Source organism: Corynebacterium sp. TAE3-ERU16, from assembly GCF_019209935.1.
In the GTDB taxonomy this organism is placed as follows: Bacteria; Actinomycetota; Actinomycetes; order Mycobacteriales; family Mycobacteriaceae; genus Corynebacterium; species Corynebacterium antarcticum.
The window spans coordinates 137,087-161,167 of sequence record NZ_JAHUTN010000006.1 but is presented as its reverse complement, the minus strand read 5'-3'; the positions used below and the strand labels follow the sequence as shown (position 1 = coordinate 161,167).

At 66.0% G+C, this 24,081-nt stretch carries 18 protein-coding genes and 1 tRNA gene; 12 read left to right on the top strand and 7 right to left on the bottom strand.

Annotation, left to right across the window (positions count from 1 at the left end):
• Positions 1-19: 19 nt before the first annotated feature.
• Entirely contained in the window at positions 20-775 is a 756-nt protein-coding gene (locus KRX55_RS08035; protein ID WP_218407225.1) for a succinate dehydrogenase cytochrome b subunit, read from the bottom strand.
• 685 nt (positions 776-1,460) lie between these two features.
• Between KRX55_RS08035 and ramB the strand changes: the two genes are divergently transcribed.
• The gene (gene ramB, locus KRX55_RS08030) at positions 1,461-2,891 is read left to right on the top strand and encodes an acetate metabolism transcriptional regulator RamB (RefSeq protein ID WP_218407224.1); all 1,431 of its coding nucleotides are present in this window, start codon (positions 1,461-1,463) and stop codon (positions 2,889-2,891) included.
• A gap of 94 nt (positions 2,892-2,985) precedes the next feature.
• Here the strand turns inward: ramB and lpdA are convergent, their stop codons facing one another.
• A complete protein-coding gene (lpdA, locus tag KRX55_RS08025; RefSeq protein ID WP_218407223.1) occupies positions 2,986-4,401 on the bottom strand; it encodes a dihydrolipoyl dehydrogenase in 1,416 nt (471 codons plus the stop codon).
• A 1,331-nt stretch (positions 4,402-5,732) separates the two neighbouring features.
• Between lpdA and KRX55_RS08020 the strand changes: the two genes are divergently transcribed.
• From KRX55_RS08020 to KRX55_RS07980, 9 genes are all read left to right on the top strand, one after another.
• A complete protein-coding gene (locus KRX55_RS08020; protein ID WP_218407222.1) occupies positions 5,733-6,839 on the top strand; it encodes an alpha/beta hydrolase in 1,107 nt (368 codons plus the stop codon).
• A 230-nt stretch (positions 6,840-7,069) separates the two neighbouring features.
• Positions 7,070-9,196, top strand: a complete 2,127-nt coding sequence (locus KRX55_RS08015) for a prolyl oligopeptidase family serine peptidase (protein ID WP_218407221.1) — start codon at positions 7,070-7,072, stop codon at positions 9,194-9,196.
• Positions 9,189-10,628: a M1 family metallopeptidase gene (locus KRX55_RS08010; protein WP_218407220.1), complete on the top strand. Its 1,440-nt coding sequence runs from the start codon at positions 9,189-9,191 to the stop codon at positions 10,626-10,628. The genes KRX55_RS08015 and KRX55_RS08010 overlap by 8 nt, the downstream gene beginning before the upstream one ends.
• Positions 10,562-11,863 (top strand): lipopolysaccharide biosynthesis protein, encoded by a 1,302-nt coding sequence (locus tag KRX55_RS08005; protein WP_370625789.1) that lies wholly within the window; start codon positions 10,562-10,564, stop codon positions 11,861-11,863. Before KRX55_RS08010 ends, KRX55_RS08005 begins: the two co-directional genes overlap by 67 nt.
• A 4-nt stretch (positions 11,864-11,867) precedes the next feature.
• Entirely contained in the window at positions 11,868-12,692 is an 825-nt protein-coding gene (locus KRX55_RS08000; RefSeq protein ID WP_218407219.1) for a glycosyltransferase, read from the top strand.
• A gap of 100 nt (positions 12,693-12,792) precedes the next feature.
• Positions 12,793-13,542, top strand: coding sequence for a glycosyltransferase family 2 protein (locus tag KRX55_RS07995; RefSeq protein ID WP_218407218.1), 750 nt, complete (start codon positions 12,793-12,795; stop codon positions 13,540-13,542).
• Complete coding sequence (locus KRX55_RS07990) at positions 13,542-13,904, top strand: DUF2304 domain-containing protein (RefSeq protein ID WP_218407267.1); 363 nt, start codon at positions 13,542-13,544, stop codon at positions 13,902-13,904. Before KRX55_RS07995 ends, KRX55_RS07990 begins: the two co-directional genes overlap by 1 nt.
• A 178-nt stretch (positions 13,905-14,082) precedes the next feature.
• Positions 14,083-14,982 (top strand): DsbA family protein, encoded by a 900-nt coding sequence (locus tag KRX55_RS07985; RefSeq protein ID WP_218407266.1) that lies wholly within the window; start codon positions 14,083-14,085, stop codon positions 14,980-14,982.
• Between the two features lie 4 nt (positions 14,983-14,986).
• A complete protein-coding gene (locus KRX55_RS07980; protein WP_218407217.1) occupies positions 14,987-15,802 on the top strand; it encodes a cytochrome c biogenesis CcdA family protein in 816 nt (271 codons plus the stop codon).
• 25 nt (positions 15,803-15,827) lie between these two features.
• Here the strand turns inward: KRX55_RS07980 and KRX55_RS07975 are convergent, their stop codons facing one another.
• Complete coding sequence (locus KRX55_RS07975; RefSeq protein ID WP_218407216.1) at positions 15,828-17,084, bottom strand: MFS transporter; 1,257 nt, start codon at positions 17,082-17,084, stop codon at positions 15,828-15,830.
• Between the two features lie 544 nt (positions 17,085-17,628).
• Between KRX55_RS07975 and KRX55_RS07970 the strand changes: the two genes are divergently transcribed.
• On the top strand, positions 17,629-18,174 hold the full coding sequence (locus tag KRX55_RS07970; protein WP_218407215.1) for a hypothetical protein: 546 nt from the start codon (positions 17,629-17,631) through the stop codon (positions 18,172-18,174).
• A 35-nt stretch (positions 18,175-18,209) separates the two neighbouring features.
• On the opposite strand, the gene KRX55_RS12055 is transcribed toward KRX55_RS07970, so the two are convergent.
• From KRX55_RS12055 to KRX55_RS07955, 3 genes are all read right to left on the bottom strand, one after another.
• Positions 18,210-18,596, bottom strand: coding sequence for a peptidoglycan-binding domain-containing protein (locus KRX55_RS12055; RefSeq protein ID WP_370625795.1), 387 nt, complete (start codon positions 18,594-18,596; stop codon positions 18,210-18,212).
• A gap of 1,594 nt (positions 18,597-20,190) precedes the next feature.
• Positions 20,191-20,266, bottom strand: a tRNA-Thr gene (locus KRX55_RS07960).
• Positions 20,267-20,337: 71 nt separating this feature from the next.
• On the bottom strand, positions 20,338-21,636 hold the full coding sequence (locus KRX55_RS07955; protein WP_370625788.1) for a DNA polymerase III subunit delta': 1,299 nt from the start codon (positions 21,634-21,636) through the stop codon (positions 20,338-20,340).
• 60 nt (positions 21,637-21,696) lie between these two features.
• Between KRX55_RS07955 and KRX55_RS07950 the strand changes: the two genes are divergently transcribed.
• The gene (locus KRX55_RS07950; RefSeq protein WP_218407213.1) at positions 21,697-23,226 is read left to right on the top strand and encodes an adenylate/guanylate cyclase domain-containing protein; all 1,530 of its coding nucleotides are present in this window, start codon (positions 21,697-21,699) and stop codon (positions 23,224-23,226) included.
• A gap of 92 nt (positions 23,227-23,318) precedes the next feature.
• Here the strand turns inward: KRX55_RS07950 and KRX55_RS07945 are convergent, their stop codons facing one another.
• Entirely contained in the window at positions 23,319-23,954 is a 636-nt protein-coding gene (locus KRX55_RS07945; protein WP_218407212.1) for a hypothetical protein, read from the bottom strand.
• Between the last annotated feature and the right edge of the window lie 127 nt (positions 23,955-24,081).

Sequence of the window (24,081 nt, the reverse complement as noted above, 5' to 3'; positions counted from 1 at the left end):
TGTGGTTACCTTCCGGGACCTAGTGGATCCAGCCGAGGGCGATGGCCAGCGGGATGGAGATGTTGCCCACCATGACGGCAGCAGGCACCAGGTAGGAGATGAACAGCAGGACGGCGCGGGTACGGTGACCAGTGATCCCCAGGTCGCTGACGGCGGTGAACAGTCCGTGGGACAGGTGCACGAAGAGCACCATCATCGCGGCGATGTAGAAGATGGTCACGGGCCAGCGACTGAAGCTGGCGACCATGTTCGCGTAGACCGCACCGTGCTCGAAGACCGCGGAGGCGGCGGGCTGGACGCCGAGGGTCAGATCGAGGATGTGGAAGACGATGAAGAACAGGAGCACGAGGCCCGAGACGAGCATCGTGCGGGTGGCGAACGAACCCAGACCCCCCATCAGGTTGGTCCGACGGAACTTGCCCCGGGACTGGTGCGCACGTCCGGTCAGGGCGAATGCGCCGTAGACGTGCAGGATCAGTGCGGTCAGCAGCACGATCCTGAAGATCCAGAGCACACCCTCGCGGGGCAGAAGTGGTTCACCGACGGTACGGAGGAATTCTCCGTAGACGTTGATGGCGGGTTCGCCGTCGTGGTCGGGAAGGAAGATCTTCAGGTTTCCGATCATGTGGATCAGGACGAAGCCGCCGAAGATGAGGCCGGTGACGGCCATCGTCAGCTTCAGCGCCCAGCTCGGAACCTTGGGCCGCTCACGCAGCGGCTTCTCAGTAATTTTGCCGTGACGGATTGCGTCACGGTCCATATCTTTGACAGTCATGGCACCTCCAGTGTTGACCCAACCTTACGGCGCGTTAAGCCCGCCAAACCAGCTGTTGACAGACGTGGTGATATAGCTCACATCGGCCAACCCTGCCACCGCGCCGGACTTTAGGGTAGCGTTACCTGTTTCCACCCTCTCTCCACCGTCGACACATGCCGCTCACCTGCTGAAACGGTGACGGATTTAGAGGGTTGTCTACCGGTGTGATCTGAGACACTAATTGGGCTCATGTCACCTCACGCCTACCCCATTCGGGATCAAACTTTAGTTGAATCCTCCCCCCTCATCCCGGGAAAACCGTGTTCCAAGACCGAACCCACCCCCGGCGAGGGGCCAGACGTCGACGACTCCGGACGGCCACCCGTGTGCACCGCCCCCATTCCGACGAGCGGATCCATCCCGCCCCACCACCGGTCTCCGGGACAGAAACACTGTTAACCTCGGTTTTCGCCGTCAGCTCCGAGGTCTCCCCGGTGATCCATCATCAACGGGTCCGACTCCGTCCAGCGCTGGCACAAGACGCTGGCCCCTCTGCCCCCTCCGACTCCGGGGCGGAACGCGGCACCACCGAAGGTACGATCCACCCACTGCCCTCCACCCCGGTTCTAGGGGTGTTGCAACTTTGCACCGTTCACAGGCAAATTCCTGCGAAGGGCCGTCGGAGGCGCTTAGACTCCCTTCCATGGGTAAGACATATGTGGGGTCCCGACTGCGGCAGCTCCGGCGGGAACGGGATCTGAGCCAGGCCGCACTGGCCTCGACGCTCGGGCTCTCCGCGTCCTATGTCAACCAGATCGAGCATGATGTGCGCCCGCTCACGGTGCCGGTTCTGCTCCGCATCACCGAGACGTTCGGCGTTGACGCGACCTTCTTCTCCCGTGACGACGACTCCCGCCTCCTGGCCGAGGTTCAGGACGTTGTCCTCGACCGGGAGATCTGCCCGGACGCGGTCGAACTCCGGGAGCTGTCGGAGATGGTCTACAACCACCCGGCGCTCGCCCGGGCGATGGTCGAGATGCACCGCAGGTACCGGAATGTCCGCGACAAGCTCTCCCTGGCCACCGATGTCCGCCATTTCCCGCCGTCCGCAGACCCCGGTGTCCGGGCGGCAGACAACCCTCTGGGCATGCCCCACGAGGAGGTCCGTGACTTCTTCTACGCCCGCCAGAACTACCTCGACGAGCTGGACGTCTCCGCGGAGCTCCTCTCGGAGGAACTCGATCTCGACCCCACCGATCCGGCCGGGACGGAGGACGCGATCACCCGACGCCTCGCGCTGCACGGGGTCACGGTGCACAGGGGAACCGGATCCGGGGACACGCTCCACCACCTCGACACGGGCAGCGGCACCCTGTCCCTCTCCCCCAGGCTGAACAGCGGGCAGCGGGCCTTCCGGATGGCCGCCGAGCTGGCGCACCTCGAGGCGACCGACGTCCTCGGCGAGGCCGTCGATTCCGGCCACTTCACCTCGGAGGAATCCCGGATCCTCGCCGCCCGGGGCGTCGGAAGCTACTATGCGGCGGCTCTCCTCATGCCCTACCGGCGATTCCACGCGGAGGCGGAGCGGTCCGGGTACGACATCGACCACCTCACCCAACTCTTCGGGGCCGGTTACGAGACCATCTGCCACCGGTTGTCCACTCTGCAGCGACCGCAGCTACGCGGTATCCCCTTCACGTTCGTCCGGGTGGACCGGGCCGGGAACATGAGCAAACGGCAGTCCGCGACGGGCTTCCACTTCACCCATTCGGGCGGCACCTGTCCGCTGTGGAACGTGTACGAGACCTTCACCAATCCGGGTACGATCATGCGCCAACTCGCCCAGATGCCCGATGGCCGGAACTACCTGTGGATCGCACGCACCGTGCGCCACCACCGCAGTCGTTTCGCGGAACCCGGGAAGCTGTTCGCCATCGGTCTGGGCTGCGAGGCCCGCCATGCCCAGCGAACCGTCTACTCGGAGGGTCTGGACCTGACGAATCTCGATGCCGCGACACCCATCGGCGCCGGATGCCGGGTCTGCTCCAGGTCGGACTGTGCGCAACGCGCGTTCCCGCCCGTCCACCGCCCGCTGAAGATCGATGCACACACGTCGACGATCGCCCCGTACTGAACACGGGGAACCGTCCGGGGAAGAACCCGCTGCCCCATGTCCGAGGGGCCGCACCACCGTTCCCGGTGCGGCCCCTCAGACGTACGTACGTGGATCAGAGGTTGATCATGTGGCCGGAGATCCCCTCGACCGCTTCCTTCATCGCCTCGGAGAGCGTCGGGTGGGTGTGCACGTTGCGCCCCACCTCCTCGGCGGTGAGATCGAAACGCTGCGCCAGGGTGAGCTCGGGCAGCAGCTCGGAGACGTTGGAACCGACCATGTGGGCGCCGATCAATTCACCGAACTCCGCGTCGGCGATGACCTTGACGAAACCGGCCGGCTCTCCGAGCCCCTGGGCCTTGCCGTTGGCGGAGAACGGGAACATGGCGGTCTTGATCTCCCAGCCACGCTCCTCGGCCAGCTCGCGGGCGCGTTCCTCGGTGTATCCGAAGGAGGCGACCTGCGGGTTACAGAACGTGGCCCGGGGCATCATCATGTAGTCGCCGAGTTCCATGGTCTCGGCGTCGGCGATGGTTTCCGCGGCGACGACACCCTGAGCCTCGGCGACGTGCGCGAGCTGGAGCTTCGCGGTGACGTCACCGATGGCGTAGATGTGGTCGACGTTGGTGCGCATGCGCTCGTCGATGGCGATCGCACCACGTTCGGTGAGCTCGACACCGGCCTTGTCCAGACCGAAGCCCTCGACGCGGGGGGCGAAGCCGATGGAGACCATGACCCGGTCGACGGTCAGCGTGTCGGTCTTCTTGCCGTCCTTCGACTCGATGTCGACCTCGACGCTGTCCCCGTTATCGCGGACGGCGGTGGTCTTGTGCCCGGTCAGGATCTTCACGCCCAGCTTCTTGTACTCCTTGGCGATGGCCTTGGAGACGTCCGCGTCCTCATTGGGCAGGACCCTGTCCATGAATTCGACGATGGTCACGTCCACGCCGTAGTTGGACAGGACGTAGGCGAACTCCATGCCGATGGCGCCGGCACCGACGATGACCATGGACTCGGGCAGTTCACCGTCGAGGATCTGCTCCTCGTAGGAGACGATGTTGCCGCCGATCTCGATGCCGGGCAGCGAACGTACGACGGAGCCGGTGGCGATGATGCAGTTGTCGAAGGTGACCTTCTGCCCCGCGTCGTCACCGTCGGTGATCTCGATCGTGTGCTCGTCGACGAAGGAGCCGAGACCGTTGATCTCGGTGATCTTGTTCTTCTTCATCAGGTAGTGGACGCCCTTGACGATGCCCGCGGACACCTTCCGCGAGCGGTCGTGCGCCACACCGAAGTCGAAGGACACGTCACCGGAGATACCGAAGAGTTTCGCCTCATGGTTGAAGGTGTGCGCCACCTCCGCATTCTTCAGCAGCGCCTTGGAGGGGATGCAGCCCACGTTCAGGCAGACCCCGCCCCAGTACTGCTTCTCGATTACGGCAACCTTCTTGCCGAGCTGGGAAGCGCGGATGGCGGCCACGTAGCCACCGGGGCCCGCGCCGAGTACAACAACGTCATAATGTTCAGTCACACGCTCAAGGATACGTGCCCGTGTCCCGAATGTCGTGCGAATGCCCCCTCAATTCGGCCACTCCGGACGGGACGGTGCGCGGGCAACCCCGCGCGGCGCCCCCGCCGCCCGGTTTCCCACATGCCCCGGCCGACCCCGGACACTGGGGAAGGGGCCATCCCCGACCGGCAGCCGACGTCGGCGATGACGGACGGGACGAAGAAGACCCCGTCGCACACCGTGTGTGCGACGGGGTCTTCCGCATCGTCCCCTCGATCGGGTGACGATCACGCTGACACCGTGAGATGCCCGGGGATTTGGTCAGAAACGCCCCATCGAGTGGGACATCGCGCTGACGGCAGAGGATCCGACGTGAGCGAAGACGCCGAAGATGTTGTTGAACAGGAGGATGATGGGTTCGAATGCCTGCATGTGTTTTTCTGCCTTTTCAATAGTTCGGAATGTCTGTTTCCGGGGCCGGCCCCGACGGTGACGAGGGTGGGGCACCCGCTGCGATGAACCCCGACGGCTCAGCCGGTAGAAACATCACTGCCCTGTTTATACAGACGATGTGCCCAATACGTTACGCCGCGGGCCCGGGTCTCGACGGGATGGGGTGAAAACGCCCTGCGGAGGCGGGAAACGGGGGTGAAAGTAGCGCGTAAAAAACACCTCCCACGCACCACAGGAGCCATCAGCAACTTCAGCACCGCCCCCGGGCGTCCTCCCACGACACAACCGGCAGGTCGGACCCGGACCGGGCGAACCCGGAGACGCCCCGGCCACGGAGCGGCCCCGGCGGGCCGGGACGGGAAACCGCCCGGACACGGAGTGCTAACGTTTGGATGGCGATCCACGACATACCTTTCAGATCCGGCCAGTCTGCACGGCACCGAGGCACCCTGCGGCTCGCACGAGGACGATGATCATGCACATCGCGGAGCACCTGTTCCACGTGCCGGGATCACCCGCCTCAGACAAAGCACCACTACGCCAAGGACCTTTATGAGGAACCTCCCACGCTTCGCGGCCACGGCCGCGACCTGCACCGCAACCGCGCCACCCGCGGGGGCGGTCTCCGGGCCCGCCACCGCACGGACCGGCACCTCCGGTGCCGCCGTCACGGAACTCCCCGCGACCGGGGACGCGGCCGTGTGGGGCGGAACCGACACACTGATCCGGCGGGATCAGAGCCCCGAAAACGACCGCAACCGCACTGCCGGGCAGTTTGGCCGGAAAACACCCCCGTACGCCCATCGAATTCTTGCCTGTTTCAGCTGCTGACCGTAGCATTTCTGGTGTTCTGAACCACACATCATATTTCCCTGTCCCAACGACCGATTGGTCCCACCGTGAATTTTTACCGACGTATCACCGCCCCCGTCGCCGCCACCGCACTAGCGGTCTCCCTCATCTCAGCGCCCCTCGCCGGTGCCGCTGAGCACAAACCATCCGACATCAGCGGCCAGCTGCCCCAGGCCGAAATCACGCAGGCCCCCCGCCACGTCGAGAATCCCGGCGTGGCCTACGACGGCAACGAGGCTCTCGCCTGGCGCAAGGTCGTCGGAGAGTACAGCCAGAAGTACGGCGATCGTGTCGCGGAATGGTGGGCCCACTCCCCCTCGATGGACCGCCATGTTCCGCTCGTCGTCATCAAGGCCGATCAGGCCGCGGGACCGCGCCCGACCATCTACCTGCTCAACGGCGGTGACGGCGGTGAAGGTCGTGCGAACTGGATCATGCAGTCCGACGCGATCGACTTCTACATCTCCAAGAACGTCAACGTGGTTGTCCCGATGCAGGGCAAGTTCTCCTACTACACCGACTGGGTCGAAGACGTCGACAGCCTGGGTGGAAAGCAGATGTGGGAGACCTTCCTGACCAAGGAGCTTCCCGGACCGCTGGAGGCGGCACTGGGTGCCTCGAACAAGCGCGCGGTCGCCGGAATGTCCATGAGCGCGACCACCTCGCTGCTGTACGCCGAGCACAACCCGGGCTTCTACGATGCGGTCGGTTCCTTCTCCGGTTGCGCCCAGACCTCCGGCGGGTTGGGTCTGACGTCGATCGACATGACCCTCCAGCGCGGTGGATTGACCAAGGAGCAGATGTGGGGCCCGCTCGGCGGCGATCTGTGGAACTACAACGACGCGCTGACCAACGCCGGTGATCTCAGGGGCACCGAGGTCTACGTCTCCAACGCCTCCGGTCTCGTCGGAGCCAGTGACCTCTGGGGCGCGGGCCGCACTTCCGCCGATGTCGCTCTCCTGACCGTCGAGGGCGGTGTGATCGAGGCGGCCACCAACATGTGCACCCACGATCTGAAGACCAAGCTCGACGCCGAAGGCGTCCCGGCGACGTTCAACTTCCGCCCGACCGGCACCCACTCCTGGCCGTACTGGCAGCAGGACCTGCGCGGCTCCTGGGATGTCTTCGCGAAGGCGTTCGGCATCGAGGCGTAGGTAGGGAACAACCGGCTGCCTCCGGGAGACCGGAGCAGCTACCCCGGATCCCATGTCACGGACCCTCTGAGATCCCGTCCTCGGCACGTCGGAGACCCGATCAGGGTAAACCCGCCGTCCGGAGCTGCCCCTTCCGCGATCGTCCCGAGAACTCGGACCGGTCACGGAGAAGCGGGCCAGCCGCCCGGACGGCGGGTTTTCCGTCATTCACCCCCGGTACGATGACGGACATGCCACCGACCCCTCCCACCACGACCGCCGAGAGCTTCGGCGACCCCGTCTCCGCACACCCCGAGCTCGAGCCCGCCTCCGCACCTGACGCCCTCGCCTGGGCGGATGCACGCACGGAGGAGACCCTCGGGCGACTCGACGCCCCCGGTCCCGGAAGGGACCGCGCGGCATTGGAGGCACAGATCCGGGAGTATCTGGACACGGATGACCGCATCGCGTTCCCCAGCCGGAGGCGATCCGAGGTCTACAACTTCTGGCGTGACGCCGACCATCCGCGCGGTCTGTGGCGTCGGGCGCACCTCGACGGTTACCGAAACGGAACACCGGAGTGGGAGGTCCTCCTGGATCTCGACGCGCTCGCCGCGGACGAGGACGAGAACTGGGTGTGGCGGGGCGCCCACGTCCGCTCCCCCGACACCGACAGAGCACTGGTACGCCTGTCCCGGGGCGGGGCGGATGCCGTGGTGATCCGTGAATTCGACCTGATGACGGGGGGATTCGTCACCGAGCAACCCTTCACGGTCCCGGAAGCGAAGACGACGGTGAGCTGGATCGACCGGGACACCGTGCTCATCGGAACCGACACCGGGGAGGGATCCCTCACCGACTCCGGATACCCGGCCCGCGTGCTCCGCTGGACCCGGGGCACGCCCCTGTCGGAGGCGGAGGTGTACTTCGCGGGGCACGATTCGGACATCACCACCACGGGATGGGCGGACACCACTCCGGGACACGAGCGCCTGTTCGTCCGCCGGACCCTCGACTTCTACCGGCACCGCACCTTCGTCGAGACCCCGTCCGGGCTGCAGATCATCGAGGTCCCCGAGGACTGTGGGGTCCAGGTACACCGCGGCACACTGTTCGTCCTCCCCCGGACCGGTTTCGGCGGCATTCCCGGCGGCGGCCTGGGGGTCGCGGATCTCGACGCCTTCCTCGGTGGCGATCACGAGCTGGAGTGCGTGTTCGCACCGGGGCCGACGAATGCCCTGGAGAGCATCTCCTTCACCCGCGGTTACCTGATCCTGACGATCACCGACACCGTATCCACCTCGCTGTTCGCGGTGCCGCTGGATGATCCGGCCTCAGGCCCGGTCCGACTCACGGTCCCGGAACCGGCCACCGTCGCTGTGATCGACACCGCACCCCTGGACGATGACCAGATCTGGCTGGCCGCGCGATCCTTCACGGAGCCGGTCGAACTGTTGTGGGGCGACCTCGCCGGCGGTCCGGCGGAGCTGAGCCTGCGCACGATCCGCCGCGCTCCGGAGGCATTCGACGCCACCGGTCTCAGCACCCGGCAGCACCACGCACGCTCCGCCGACGGCACGCGGATCCCCTACTTCATCACCGGTCGATTCGGGGATCCGGGGGAACGGACCACCGGCCATCCACGGCCCTGTCTCGTCTACGCCTACGGCGGTTTCGAGGTGTCACTGCTCCCGGGCTACCTCGGGACCACCGGGATGGGCTGGTTCGACCACGACCGACTGTTCGTGCAGGCGAACCTGCGGGGTGGTGGGGAGTTCGGGCCCGACTGGCACAGTACCGTCACGGGCACGGACCGCCTGCGGGTCCACGAGGACCACGAGGCGGTCCTGATCGACCTCGTGGAACGCGGCTACACCACACCGGAGCAGCTGGCGGTGTGGGGCGGGTCCAACGGCGGCCTGGTGACCGCGGTGGCCCTGACCCGGTATCCGGAACGCTTCGGTGCGGCGGTGGTCCAGGTGCCGTTGACCGACATGCTGCGGTACCACCGCATGTCCGCCGGTGCGAGCTGGGCCGCCGAGTACGGGGACCCCGATGATCCAGGGTTCCGGGAGGTGCTCGAGGAGTACTCCCCCCTGCACAACGTCGTCCCCCGTGAACAACGACCGTATCCACCTGCGCTGGTCACGACATCGACGCGTGATGACCGTGTGCATCCGGCCCACGCGCGACTGTTCGCGGCGGCCCTCGCGGACGCGGGCCAGCCTGTCGACTACCACGAGAACTCGGAGGGCGGGCACGGCGGCGCGGCGGACAGCGCCCAGCGCGCTCGACTGACGTCGGTGGTCCTCGCCTGGTTGGACCGTCAGGTCGGCCACGTGACCGCCGGCGCGGTATCATCCGCTCACGATGACTAGCCAACGCCTGCGCAATTCCCCGATCCCGGGGACCCGTGACTCCTACACGGGGGTCGACTTCAATCTGGGGTTCCACATCCGGCATTACCGTCTTGAGCTGGACTACCGGGTCGAACCGAACCGTCTCACGGGCACCGCGACACTGGACATGGAGAACTACCTGCCACTGAAGCAGCTGACCCTCGACCTGGGCCCCTCGCTGAAGGTGGGGAAGATCACGGCGACGGGGTCGGGTGGGGTGCACGTCGGGATTGTCCGGTGGCGGCACGCACGCGGCAAGCTGCTGCTGACCTTCGACACCGAGATCCCGGTGGACAGCGAATTCACGCTGTCGGTCACGTACTCCGGCTCACCCCGCCCGGTGCGCAGCCCCTGGGGGACCCTCGGGTGGGAGGAGCTCGAGAACGGTTCGCTCGTGGCATCACAGCCCTGTGGTGCGCCGAGCTGGTTCCCGTGCGACGACACCCCGGACGAGAAGGCACGCTACGACATCCTCGTGTCCGCCGACAATCCGTACGCGGTGATCTGCAACGGGGAACTCGTGGAACGCCGCCGCTCGGGATCACGGACATCGTGGCACTACCGCACGGAGCACGCGATGGCGACGTACCTGGCCACCGTCCAGGTCGGTCAGTACTCGGAGTTCGACGCCGCCGACTTCGATCCACGGCTGTCGGGGCCCGCCCCGACAGCCCCACCCGCACCCGTCCCGGTGTCGGTGTTCCTGCCCGCGGGGACGGCCCCCGCGGCCCGGGTGGAGTTCGCGGATCAGGTGGAGATGCTCCGCCTGTACAGTCGCCTGTTCGGCCCCTATCCGTTCGCCCGCTACAAGGTCGTCGTGACGGAGGATTCCCTGGAGATTCCGCTGGAGGCACAGGGGCTGAGCATCTTCGGTTCGAACCACGTCGACGGCCGGAAGACGCAGGAGCGGTTGATCGCCCATGAACTGTCACACCAGTGGTTCGGCAATTCACTGGGGCTCGCCCAGTGGAACGACATCTGGCTGAATGAGGGCTTCGCGTGTTATGCGGAGTGGCTGTGGTTCGAGCACTCGGCCGGGGTACCCGCCGCGGAAGCCGCGCGGAGGCACCACCGGATTCTGTCCCGGCTGCCGAAGGACGTGCTGCTGGCCGATCCGGGCCCGAAGCTGATGTTCGACGACCGGGTGTACAAACGCGGGGCACTGGTGGTCCACGCCCTGCGGTGCCTGATCGACGATGATGACGTGTTCTTCGCCGCGATCCGCCGCTACACGGCCGCGAACCGGCATTCCGTCGTGGAGCCGATCGATCTCCGGACCGTGATGACCGCGGCCTGCGCCGAGGTCGGTGTCCCCGTCGGCGAACTGACCGCGCTGTGGAACTCGTGGCTGCACGAGCTGCCGCTTCCTCCGTTCCCGGAGCCGCGGTCCGGGAACCGGAGCGCCGACTGATGCGCGCGCTGAGCCTGGCGACGGTGTTCGCCGCAGCCAGTGGCTTCATCATCCTGACCATCGCATCCTGGGCGCTGGGGGTGCAGCGGTTCGGCCAATTCATGGCGTTCTGGAGCCTGTTCTTCGCGCTCGCCGGGGTTGTGGACGGGCTGATGCAGGAGACGACCCGCGCGGTCGCCGGTGCCCGAGCCGCGGACCGGGCGGGCTCAGCGGTGACCCCGCGGGGTGCCCGACCGTTCCGGATCGCCGGTGCGGTCGGGCTCACCGCCGCGGTCGTCCTAGTTCTCGCGGGCCCGTTGTGGGCGCCGAGACTCCTGGAACAGGATCACGGGCTCGCCGTGGCACTGCTGGCGGTCGGACTGGTGAGCTACACGTACCAGGCGGTGCTCTCCGGGGTGCTCTCGGGTTGCGGCCTGTGGGCACAGTACGCCTGGCTGATGGCGGTGGACTCCGGGATCCGGCTGGTGGTCGTACTGGTGGCCTGGCCGCTGGGCTGGGGCCTGCCGGTTTTCCTCCTGGTCACCGTGCTCGGCGCGGCGACGTGGCTGCTCATCCTCGGTTCCTCCGCCGGCGCGCGGGAGGCGCTGCATTCACCGGCCGACGTGGGTTCGGCACGGTTCGTACGGAACTCGATCTCGGCGATGGTCGCCACGGGCGCCACGGCTCTCCTCATCGTGGGATTCCCCACCTTCGTGAAGGCCGTCGCGGGCGGTGAGGTCGCAGCCGGCCTGGACACCACCGTCGACGGGATCATGCTCGCGGTCATGCTCACACGCGCCCCCATCCTCGTCCCCCTGCAACGGTTCCAGTCCGCGCTCATCGTCCACTTCGTGGACAACGCCACCGACCTGCTCGGCGCGCTGCGCAGGCCGCTGGCCGCGGTGCTGGGCGTGGGGATCCTCGGCGCGGCGGCGGCCTGGCTGATCGGCCCGTGGATCATGGGTGTCTTCTTCAGCGAGGGATTCGTCGTCCCCGGCCCGGTGCTCGCGGCACTCACCTTCGGCGCCGCGTGCACCGGAGTCCTGATGGTCACCGGAACCGCGGTACTCGCGGTCAACCGGCACAACCGCTACGTCGCGGGATGGGTCACCGGGAGCATGGTCGCCTTCGGGATGTTCCTCGCCCCGTTCCCACTGGCCATGGACGTGTGTCTGGCACTGGTCATCGGCCCCGCGGCAGGCGCCCTGGTCCACGTCACGGGTCTGCGTCGGGGGCCAGTCCCACTGGTACGCTGACCTCATGCCGACGCTCACCGCACTCGTCACCGTCTACCACGGGAACAACCCCGACCACCTGCGTCAGGCCCTCGAATCGGTGGCCGCCCAGACCCTCCCCGCGGACGAGATCCTCATCGTCCGGGACGGCCCCGTGCCCGAGGAGATCGCCGGTGTCGTCTCCGGTTTCCTGGGCAGCAATCCGACGGCCCGGCAACTCGAGCTGCCGGTGAACCGCGGACTCGGGCCGGCGTCCCAGTCCGCCCTGGACGAGATCGACACCGACTACTTCGCGCGGCTCGACGCCGATGATCTCGCGGACCCGGAACGCTTCGCCGTACAGCTGGCCTACCTCGTGGAACACCCTGAGATCGATGTCCTGGGTACCGCGATGGCCGAATTCACCGACGACGACCCGGACACGGTCACCGGCGTGCGCACCCTGCCGGAGCACCACGACGCGATCGCGCGCTACGCCCGGATCAACACCCCCGTGAACCATCCGAGCGTGATGCTGCGGACCAGTGCCGTGCGCCGTGCGGGCGGCTACCGCGACGTCCACTTCATGGAGGACTACGACCTGTGGGCCCGGATGCTCACCGGCGGGGCCAGGTTCCACAACCTCCCCGAACCGTTGACCCGGTTCCGGACGGGCGACGACATGTTCGCCCGCCGCACCGGACGCGGCATGTTCGCGTCCGAACGCCGCCTGCAGCGCAATCTCGTCGAATACGGCCTCGTGGGGCGGGGTCGCGCCACATTCAACCTCGGTGTCCGCACGCTCTACCGAGCACTGCCGCCGCGTCTGCTGAAGGCCGTCTACCGGCTGATCTTCCACCGCGACAGCTGATCCTCCCCGGCACCACGGGGGCACCCCCGTCCACGTTCCCTCCCCCGGACACCGCCGCCATCCGACCCCTCGACTGACGTCGGCTAGCATAATCACCATCATGGAATCTCCCGACACAGCTTCACCGGATCCCGACCGCACCGGTGACGTCCCGCCCCCGGACCACGGGGACACCTGGCTCGTCGTGCCCTGTTACAACGAGGGAACCGTCATCGGGGACGTCATCCGCGCCGCGCGCGAGACATTCCCCAACATCGTCGCCGTCAACGACGGCTCCGCCGACGACTCGGCCGTGGCCATTCACGCCGCGGGGGCGCACCTGGTCAACCATCCCGTAAACCTCGGGCAGGGGGCGGCTATCCAGACCGGGGTCGAATACGCCCGGGCGCAGCCCGGAGCCCGCTTCTTCGTCACCTTCGACGCCGACGGCCAGCATCAGGTCAAGGACGTTCTCGCCATGCTCGAGCGGCTGCGCACCGAGCCACTGGACATCGTCGTGGGCACCCGCTTCGGACGCCCGCGCGCCGAGGGGGACCAGGTTCCGCTGCTCAAGCGTCTCGTGCTGCGCACCGTGGTGATGCTGTCACCGCGTGCGAAGCGGATGGGGCTCACCGACGCACACAACGGGTTGCGCGCATTCAATCGCCGCGTCGCGGATGAACTGAACATCCGGATGAACGGCATGAGTCACGCCAGCGAGTTCGTCACCCAGATCGACGAACGCGGCTGGCGGGTCGCCGAACAGCCCGTGGACATCCTCTACACCGAATACTCGATGAGCAAGGGCCAGTCACTGATCAACGGTGTGAATATCCTGGCCGACGGACTACTCGCCAGGAGGCTCCCGTGATCACCGGCCAACTGCTCATCCAGGTACTCCTTCTCGTCTGCACCACCGTGCTGGTCATGTACTTCCTGTCCAACCGCAGGAAGGCCCGCGCGAAAGCCGGGGTGAAGATCGGGTTCATCCTGTTCATTCTCGCGGCGATCTGGGCGGTCCTGCGTCCAGACGACCTGACGGTCGTGGCCAACTGGGTCGGTGTCGACCGCGGCACGGACCTGCTGCTCTACGCGCTGACCGTGGCCTTCATGTTCACCACCATGAGCGCCTGGGTCCGGTTCCGTGAACAGGATCTGCGGTACGCACGCCTCGCCCGCGCCATCGCCCTGCGCAACGCCGTGCGTCCCGAGGACGACTACCCGTCCGCGTAGCGGACCTGACGGTTGGTTTTCCCGTCCCTTCGTGGACAATGGGTTACTGACCGATTCACCCACCATGCCCCTCAGAAGGAGCTTTCCCGTGTCCGACGAGACCGCGGATAAGACCGCGTCAACCGATCCCTCCGCATCCGGGGCCGGGGAGACCCCCAGCACCCGGATCCCGCCGACGATGTGGGTGTTCACCGTTCTCCTCGTCATCATCGCCGGACTCGTCGGATACCTGATCGGCGACCGGACCGCGGACCGCCCCGCGGAATCATCCACCACCGCAGCCGGCGGGACCGCGACGTCCGCCACCGGCGCACCGTCCTACGAGGAGGTGGCCGATTCCGTGACCCCCGGTGCCGACGGCAGCCGTGGCGACGGCCCCAGGGAGACCGAGGGCGGCGGCTACGACGCCATGTACTGGGGCCCGCGGGGACCGCTGCAGAGCCAGGCGGACATGCCCAACATCCACCGCCGCAACGTCTACGATCCGTTCGCCGTTGGTGCGATCGACGCACCGGTCGTCATCTCCGAGTTCTCCGATTTCGAGTGCCCGTTCTGCTCCCTGTTCGCGAACGACACGGAACCGGCGATCCTGAGCAGGTACGTCGACACCGGGCTGGTCCGCATGGAGTGGAACGATCTGCCCATCAACGGCCCCAACGCCGAAGCCGCGGCACGGGCCGGTCGGGCCGCCGCGGAGCAGGGCAGGTTCGTCGAGTTCAAGCACGCCCTCTACAGCTCATCGAAGAACATCTCCGGTCACCCGAACTACGGGATCGAGGACTTCGTCCGCTTCGCGGAGGAGGCCGGCGTCCCGGACATGGAGAAGTTCCGCGCCGACGCGACGAGCGACAAGTACGACGAGGCGATCGCCAACGCCCGCGCCTACGCCAGCAGCATCGGTGTGAGCGGAACCCCCGGATTCGTCATCGGCGAGACCTTCGTCGGTGGCGCCCAGCCCCTCGAGGTGTTCGAGGAGGTCATCAACACCGAACTGAAGCGGGTCGCCGACGGCGAGGCCGAGGTCACCGAACCGGACACCCGATCCGCCGCCGAGCTCACCGAAGCCGGGGGACGGTAGGACGTTGCTCTCCATCGGTGTCGTCGGGGCTTTCCTCGGCGGAGTCCTCTCCATCCTGAGTCCCTGCTCCGCGCTGCTCCTCCCCGCATTCTTCGCCTACGCATTCACGTCGAAACGCCAGCTCGTGGCCCGTACCGCCGTGTTCTTCGCGGGTCTCGCCAGCGTGCTCGTCCCGGTCGGTGCGGGTATCGGCGGGTTCAGCTCACTGTTCACCCAGCACCGGGACACGGTGATTTCCGTGGCCGGCTGGGTCATGGTCGCCTTCGGTGTCTGGTCGCTGCTCGGACTGGGGTTCCGCATCCCCGGGTTGTCCACCGTGAACAACCGCATCCGGGGCACCGGGTGGCTGCCCGTGTTCGCGCTCGGCGCGGTCTACGGCTTCGCCGGTTTCTGCGCCGGCCCCCTCCTCGGAGCGGTGCTCGCGACCTCCGCGCTCGGCGGTTCCGCGACCTACGGCGCACTCGTCATGGCCTGCTACGCCCTCGGGATGACCGTCCCGCTGTTCCTCCTCGCCCTGCTGTGGGACCGGTTCGACCTCGGCCACGCGGGTTGGCTCCGGGGGCGGGAGATCCACGTCGGTCCGGTCCACACCAACACACTCAGCGTCGCCGCCGGCGTTCTGTTCATCTTCATCGGATTCACGTTCCTCATGAGCAACGGCACATCGGCACTGCCGACCCTGCTGGACACGGAAACCCAGTTCCGGCTGCAGAGCCGCGTGGCCGAACTGGCCGCGGGCATCGACAACACCGTCGTCCTGCTCATCGTCCTCTGCGTCATCGCCGCAGGCGTCGGTGTGCGGCTCCTGCGCCGCCGGTAGTCGCCCGTCGTCGTAGGTGCCGGGATCAGAATCGGCGCCCCGTCACACTCACGACTCCCAGTACGATCGTCGCGACGACCGCCCCGAATCCGAGCATCAGCGGATAGCTGAACCAGTCGCTGAGCCTGGTCAGCAGAGCCGGGAACGCCATCCCGGTGTACGTGAAGCAGTAGAAGATGCCGGTCAGGGCGCCGAGCTCGTGCGGGGCAGCCATCCGCTGCACCTCCGACAGGCCCGTGTAGACGCACAGCCCGTAGGAGAGCCCCAGGAACACACACGCCACGAGCATCACCGGAACAGACGGATTGAGCACCACCGCGACGGCACCCACGAATCCCGCGATGGTCGCCACCATCGCGACGACGGGGCCCCGCGGCCCTCCGGTTCCGGCGATCGCGGGCGCCGCCTGCTGGACGGCGAATCCGACTCCCAGGGTGAGCAGTGTGATCGCACCGGAGAAGGCCAGTGGGTGCGCAACGTGGTCCTGCATGCGCGCCGACAGTGTCGCGTAGGCGGTGAACCCGGAACCGAACACCCAGGGGGCGATGGGCAGGACCACCGCGTAGAACCGGGGATTCCGCAACGAGGGGACCCGCAGGCTGTCCAGGACCGACCGGCGCTTCGCGTGGATCGCCGGCTGCCTGGTCTCCGGGATCGTCAGGAGCAGGGGAATCAGGACAAAGGACAGCACAACGTGCACACCGAACGAGAGCTGACCGGGCCAGGGCAGCCACTGCGCGAGAATCCCGGCGACCGCCGGACCGACGGCGAACCCGGCGGTCAACGCCATCGAGGCCCGTTTCGCCCCTGACGAGGGTCGGGCCTTCGGGTCGAACAACGGCGCGGAGAGTTCCTTCACCCACGAGCCGCCACCGGTCATCGCCATACCGACCGCGAGTCCGGAGAGGAACCGCCCGATGGTCATCCACCCCGCGGTGTGCTCCGCGAGGGCGATGATCACCGATGCGAGCACCGCGAGCACCGGGGCGGGAAGCATCACCGGGCGTCGCCCGTACCGGTCGGTCAGCGGGCCGGTGACCAGCAGCCCCACCCCGACACCGATGGCGTAGGCCACGAGCATGAGATCGACGAACACCGGGGAGAACTCCCCCGCCTGCCGGTACAGCACGAGGAGGGGAGTGAATTCGTTCCCGCCCCAGGCGACGGTGAACATGCTGAGCGCCACCGGGAGCCATGCCCGGCGTTCCCCGGCCGCGTGTCTGAGCGCGTGCCCGGGACGGACGTAGCCGGGCACGTGTGATTCAGAGCTCTCCTCAACCATGGACACATGCTAGACCGTGCTCCGGTCCACCCGGCGGAGGGGGGAGCATCGGAGCGCCCCTCCCCCGCCCGCCAACACGACACAGCCCCCTCCCCGGATGATCCGGGGAGGGGGCTGTGCGACGTGGATGCTTAGTGACCCATTTTGATACAAGGCTGGTAGGTGGGTGCAAATGGCCGTGGGGCGGGTGCAAACGCCAGCTGGGTGGATGCAGCATTCACACCAGCGGTTGGATCACGCACGAAGATGAGACAAGCCCCGTCGCGCTGTCACAGACGAGGCTTAGAGCGTAGTTGGCTCGGGCGCGTCCTTCATCGCCCATCCCACGGGGTTTGACCACTTTCAGAGCACCCCTCCACTCGCAACAGATAGGCTTAATGGGGTGAACCGATATTTATATTCTTCGTGAGCGTTAATCAGCTTTGCTTTACTTCTAGGTGGATGTTCCGGTTCTTCCAGTTCTCCACCAGAACCCACACCAGCGTCTTCACAACAGCAACAAACGACTAAAGAAGCCGTCCCGAGCCAAACAACTTCCTCGTCCGTGAAGGAAACAACACCTCCACTGACGGATTCCGCCACTGCACAAGTCAGCTCAACCGACAGCCAGGTGTCCGAGAGCCCGAGCGCTTTCTCACCGGAAACTTCGAATCCGCAAGGCTCCGGAGCGCAAGATTCGACACCGATGGGTGAAGTTGAACCCCAATCGCTTCTTGAACCCACGGTGGCCGCACCACAATGGCTCCAAGGTACTTGGAATGCTCATTCACGAAGCCTCGAGGTCTCTCCTGAAGGCGCAGCAGGTATTACCGAACATCTCAGTGGAGAACTTGGCCTTGACGTTCAGCTGCGGCTCGTTACCGTAACTGGAGACCAATCAAACGGGCATGTCACGTTCCAGGTGGAAGGTTTGAGTCACTATGCGTTGCCACCTGGCTCTCCCGAATTCCCTATAGGAAAACATATCTTGTTTACCGTGGAGAACGGCGTGATGTATGGGGAACGAGGCTACTTGGGGAATTTTTGTACCGGCGAAGCCCGCGGCACCCCTGCCCGCGACGGCCTTGGTGGTCTTGCCTGCGGGGTATGATGCTCCGCAAACAATCTGACCACCAGTGTGAACCGTTACCGCGCTAGCTGGGCGTAATCATCTGCCCATACCTGACCGAACAACGTAGTTCCTGGCATTTCGCGTTGTTGGAACCTAGTCACAGCGTCGGCCGTCGCCTGCTCGTACACGCCATCAGCCCACGGTGAGTTTATTGAACTGATCCCGGGGACATAACCCTTAGCGATTAGCCGCTGCTGAATAATTCTGACCACTCGACGTTCGGCGTCATTAATCCCTCCGTGAGATTCATTCGGTCCGCCGATAAGTCCGTAGTAATGACCACGCGGAAGAGGGAACGGCTGCGCAAGAGCAGGTGGATTGGGTGCGGGTGCAGCACTGCAGCCTGAAAGCTTCGCGTAATCATCAACCCACACCTGGCCATAGAACTGCGTGTTCGGCATCTCGGCCTTCTGGGATCGTGCGACAGCATCCGCCGTCGGCTGCTCGAAAATCCCATCAACCCATGCAGAATTCACATCCGTGATACCCGGAACTTACCCCCTTTTCTGGATGAGCAGCCTCTGGATGATCCGAATGACGCGTCGCTCTGATTCGTTTATGCCACCATGCGACTGGTCGGGGCCACTGATCAAGCCGTAATAGTGTCCGGTAGGAAGCGGATAAGGCTGCGGAAGCATCAACTCAACCTGGGGACGAGGCGAGGGGGCGACAGCCCCATTGTCACCTGCGATCAGCCCTTTATCAGCCATATGCTTCAACAGGATGCGGATAACAACCCAGCCCAGGATGACAGGTCGAGGGCGCTCTTGGACCAGGACGAGACCTCCGGAACCAGAGCCTGCGTTGTCTGTATTTCCCTCCACCGCACGATAGGTCGATGTCGTTGGATTAACCCACGAAATTCCAATGTGGTCACTAACGAGACCGTCATCATTCCAGCCGTAGCACACCGGATCACCATCTCGCTCACCTGAGGTTTTCCATGCGCCAAGTCCCTTAGCTTCAGCGATCCAGCTGTCAACCAAGTATGGATACCCGACGAGCTTTCGGAAAGCTACACCGGCTCTCAGATAAGCCAAAACGACGAATGCTGCGCACCACGGTTTCCTGTTTCCGGCAGGATACACTTCATCCCACACCCAGGCTCCGTTGACGTCTACGCAACAATGCCTTTGACCGGCAATTCTTGTTTTCGAGCGTTAGCCAGGACCTGCCTTGCGGACCTACGCGAGTGCGGTGCAGTGCCCCTTGATCGGCTCCTGTCTTCATGGCCCCAATAGCTTCGATAGTGACTTCGATCACGTCGATGCCCAGTCCCGCAGGGGAGTTTCACAGTGTCGCCGTCAATCCGCACGGACTCCAGGACGTAATCTGCACGTCGGGTTTTGTGGTTAATGTGGCGCGCGCAACGCCTCCGCTGACCATCACCTACTCAACGGGAGCGGCAGGCACCCATGTAGGTAGGAGCCGCCCTTCCCTACGATCAGCTCGAGGGGATTCCATTACGGTGACACTCTGCGCATGGTCACCAAGTCTTCGCGAACGATCTCCCGCATACACGCGAAGAGCGGCGTCTTGGGCAGTTTCTCGAAGATATACTGCGATCGGCAGGGCCGAGCCTACTGAAGTTACGGCTGCGCTCTCAGACTAGAGCCAGGCGCCCCTGGTTCAAGAATCGGAGCTTCTGCCCATAGAAGTTCCCGCAGGACTCGCGGACGATGACCCCAGGGGACCGGATGCCCCCAACGCTGCTTGGCGTCGAGTGCAGAAGGCTGGATGAGCACCGGCGCCCGAAACTTTTGACACGACGCCCTACTCTTTGACGGCAGTCCATACCTTTTGACGCCAATCTCTCTCGATGGTCAGAGAGCCACCATGACGGCGCTCGACGCTCTCGCAGACCCTCAATCCGGCACACAGCGTTCAAGCGAACCGCTACCCCGATTCGCTAAAATACAGCCCTGACAAGCAAAAACACCCATCCAGACCGCCACCTTGGTTATCCAAGGCTTTGTATCCAGATGGGTGTCCAAGTGGAGCCGCCTGCGAGAATCGAACTCGCGACCTTTTCATTACGAGTGAAATGCTCTACCGACTGAGCTAAGGCGGCACGCGCGGTACCGGTTGTCCACTTTAGCGCATGAACGTCGCTGACACGAAAGCCCAGCACAAGGGCACTCTTCAGGACACTCCGCAGGCCCTGCGCAGCCGTCCGACGAGCGCATCCATGGCAACGATGGGCCGCACGCTCTGTCCGAGGGACTCGCGGCAGAGCGTCACGGCGTCGAGACACGCCACCAGAGCTTCGGCGGTGTTGCGCTCCGCGAGTGCGTCGACGATCTCCGCCATATCCGGATGGATACGCTGCACCTCCTGCGCCCCGGAGGAGGTGAGCAGGGCGTCCCGGTAGAGTCCGGCAAGGTCCACGAGGGAGAGGTCGAGGGCGTCCCGCAGGTACCGGGTCCGACGCCGCTTCTGCCGCTCCTCCAGTTCCCTGATCTCGGTGCGGGTGCCACGCAGTGCCTTCACAGTCCCCTTGCCCTTCGCCCCGAGACCCAGAGCGACGGCGAGTTTCTCGGTCTCCCGCTCGTCGAGGGCGTCGAGGGTTTCCCCGGCCTCCGTCTCGATGGTGCGGATCAGGTTGGTTACCTCCCGGAACGCGAGGTCCCCCTCGTAGACGAGTCGGGCTAGCCCCAGCACCTGCGCACGCCGTTGCTGGGCCGCGGTACTGCGCACCAGGTTCCGGGCCCTCCCGATGTGCCCCGCGGAGGCCGCTGCCGCGAGTTTCGCGTCCCCCTCGGCGACTCCCATCTCGCGGACCAGGATCCTCGCGACGTCGGGGATCGCCGGTGTCGGGATGTAGACGTGCCGGCACCGCGAGCGCAGTGTGATCGCGATGTCCCGTGGGTCCGTCGACGGGGCACAGAGGATGATCACCGTCCGTTCCGGTGGTTCCTCGACCGTCTTCAGCAGGGCATTGGCCGCGGCGTCGCTCAACCTGTCGGCGTCCTCGATGACCACCACCCGCCACGGCGCTGTGGTGGGGCGCTTCGACGCGTCCCGGATCACGTCGCGCATCAGCCTGACGCTGATGCTCAGCTCGTGCGGCACGACATGGATGACGTCCGCGTGTGTCCCGGCGAGGGCGGTCCGGCATGCGGTGCAGCGCCCGCAGCCGGTGACCCCGGGGTCGTTGCACACGAGCGCCGCGGCGAACGCGAGCGCGGCGACCGAGCGTCCCGAACCGGGCGGTCCGGTGAACAACCACGAGTGGGTCATCCCCGCGCCCGCGACTCCGGTGGGCGCGGCACCACCGCTCCCCCTACCTGCGGTCAGGGCACGCGCCGCGGCCGCCGCCCCCGTCAGGGTACGACGGACGGCCCCGGATCCGGCGATCCGGTCGAAGACATCCGTTCCGTCGTCATCCGGCCCGGATGCCGGGTCTTCGGTGGGGGTACGGGGGGCGCTCGGTGTGCTCACTCCCCCAGCCTATAAGCAACGTCACGCGCATGTCCGACCGTCCGGGTTAAGGTGATGGGCATGAGTCGTGTCGCACAGATCGTCCGGTGGCTGTGGGGGACCTCGTGGCCGCTGTATGCCGCGACGGTGCTCGGCTCGAACGTTCTCGGGGCCGTCGGCGTCATGCTGTTCCTCAAGTTCCTCGTGCCACTGCCCGACGCCCCCGGCGGGCCCCACGAGGCCGGCTACCTTCCGGTCCTCGCCATCGGCTACCTGGTCTTCGCCGTCATCGTCGGGGTCGTCGCCACAGCCGTCCTGTTTCTTCCCGTACTCCGCTGGCAACGGCACCCGGATACCCATGACCCCAACATGGTGCGCAACCTGGTCATGCGGATCCCGGTCTACCAGTCGGCGCTGGCCGGCACCGTGTGGCTCATCGGGATCGGGATCATCACGACCGTCGCCGGTATCGAGGAAACCCCCCGACACGCTCTCGTCGTCGGGCTGACGAGTCTCCTGGGCGGTTCCGTCGTCGTGCTGATGACCTACCTCGAGGCTGAACGCCTGGTCCGCCCGGTGGCGGTCATCGCACTCGCCCGTCGCTTCGAGGACTCCACCCTGGAACCACCGGTGCAGCGGAGACTCCAACTCACCTGGTTGTCGACGACAGGGGTCCCGGTGGTCGGGATCCTGCTGCTCATCGCGGGGCAGAAGACCGGCTATCTCTCCGCCGACCCGGCGGACATCCTGCCCGCGGTTCTCGCCCTCGCCCTGGCGGCCCTGGTCACCGGATTCGCCGCCACCGCCCTGGTGATCATGAGCGTGGTGGACCCCATCAGGGAGCTGCAGGACGCGATCAACCGGGTCCGTCGTGGGGAGACCTCCACCCAGGTCGACATCTACGACGGCTCGGAGATCGGCGTTCTCCAGGCCGGATTCAACGAGATGATGCGTGGACTCCGGGAACGCCAACGCGTGCGTGAACTCTTCGGCAGATACGTCGGTACGGAGGTCGCCCACCGGGCGATGGAGGAACGCCCCACCCTGGGTGGTGAGGACCGCAAGGTCGCCGTCCTGTTCGTCGATGTCATCGGCTCAACCGGGTTCGCGGTGGACCACACCCCCGAGGAGGTTGTCGCGGCGCTCAACCAGTTCTTCGAGCATGTGGTCGAGGTGGTGCACCGCCACAAGGGGATCATCAACAAGTTCCAGGGCGACGCCGCACTCGCGGTGTTCGGGGCGCCGCTGCAGCTCGCCGACGCCACCGGCCACGCACTCGCCGCCGCCCGCGAACTACGCCAGGAGCTCAAGGGGATGGAACTGTCCTGCGGTATCGGTGTCTCGGCGGGCCATGTCGTCGCCGGACACATCGGCGGTCATGATCGCTTCGAGTACACGGTGATCGGGGATGCGGTGAACCAGGCGGCCCGGCTGACCGAACTCGCGAAGGACACACCCGGTCAGGTACTGACCTCGGCCGCGACACTGCGCGACGCGAACGAAGCGGAACGCGCGCGGTGGACCCTCCTCAAGTCGGTGGAACTGCGGGGCCGCCACGAACTGACCCAGCTGGCCCGCCCCATCCGTCCGACCCTCGCGGAGCGGGCGTAGCCTCCGGCCGGGACTCCGGGCCCCGGAACAAAGACCGGCCCCACCTACGGTGGGGCCGGTCTTTGTTCCTACTTCTGCCGGTGACGCGGTGGTCAGCTGGACAGGACGAACAGCGGCGCGAGGAACGCGGGAACCACGAACTCGAAGGGGTGTGCCGGGTCGAAGGGGTTTGGCACGCGGATCACGGTGCCGCGCAGCGCATCCTGGACCGGGGCCGGCACCGGGAAGGGAAGTGCGGGGGCCGGGGCGGGCTGGGAAGGTGCCGAGGGCGTGTTGTTCCCGTGATTGACGGGTGCGGTGCCGTGATTCGCCGGAGCACCACCGTTCTCGGCCACAGCACCCGATGCCGGACCTTCGCTCACGATGCCGCAGGAACGCGCCTTGGCGATACCGGCGTTCGCGCCGGCCCAGAAGGCGTCGTTGAGGCGCTGGCGCTGTGCGGCGTTGATTCCGCCGGCACGCCGCTCGACCCGGGCGATCTGCGCGGCGACCTCGCCTGCGGCACGATCCCGGAGGTCCCCGGTCGTACGGTAGCCACCACCACGGGAATCGAGTTCGCTGCGGACCTTGCTGCACGGGGCGAACTGGACGAGAGCGGTGACGCTGTTGACCTTGTTGACGGCGTTGTTGACCTCGGTCTCGGCGTCGGCGGCGGACGCGGGAACGGCGAGACCGGTCACTGCGATGAGGGATGCGGACGAGACGGCCGCGAAACGACGGATGCTCACGTTGATATCTGCTTTCGGTTAGTTACGTTTGCTGCTCATGTTACGCATTGGATACGAGTTGTCCAGTGGAAAGCTGCGGACATCCCTGAAGAATACGGACGGGCCGGCCTCGGAGCGTGGGGACGTC

Coding starts and splice junctions, on each gene's coding strand:
- KRX55_RS08035 (WP_218407225.1), bottom strand. CDS start 775: ATGACTGTCAAAGATATGGACCGTGACGCAATCCGTCACGGCAAAATT.
- ramB (WP_218407224.1), top strand. CDS start 1,461: ATGGGTAAGACATATGTGGGGTCCCGACTGCGGCAGCTCCGGCGGGAA.
- KRX55_RS08015 (WP_218407221.1), top strand. CDS start 7,070: ATGCCACCGACCCCTCCCACCACGACCGCCGAGAGCTTCGGCGACCCC.
- KRX55_RS08010 (WP_218407220.1), top strand. CDS start 9,189: ATGACTAGCCAACGCCTGCGCAATTCCCCGATCCCGGGGACCCGTGAC.
- KRX55_RS08000 (WP_218407219.1), top strand. CDS start 11,868: ATGCCGACGCTCACCGCACTCGTCACCGTCTACCACGGGAACAACCCC.
- KRX55_RS07995 (WP_218407218.1), top strand. CDS start 12,793: ATGGAATCTCCCGACACAGCTTCACCGGATCCCGACCGCACCGGTGAC.
- KRX55_RS07985 (WP_218407266.1), top strand. CDS start 14,083: ATGTGGGTGTTCACCGTTCTCCTCGTCATCATCGCCGGACTCGTCGGA.
- KRX55_RS07975 (WP_218407216.1), bottom strand. CDS start 17,084: ATGGTTGAGGAGAGCTCTGAATCACACGTGCCCGGCTACGTCCGTCCC.
- KRX55_RS12055 (WP_370625795.1), bottom strand. CDS start 18,596: ATGCCGAACACGCAGTTCTATGGCCAGGTGTGGGTTGATGATTACGCG.
- KRX55_RS07950 (WP_218407213.1), top strand. CDS start 21,697: ATGAGTCGTGTCGCACAGATCGTCCGGTGGCTGTGGGGGACCTCGTGG.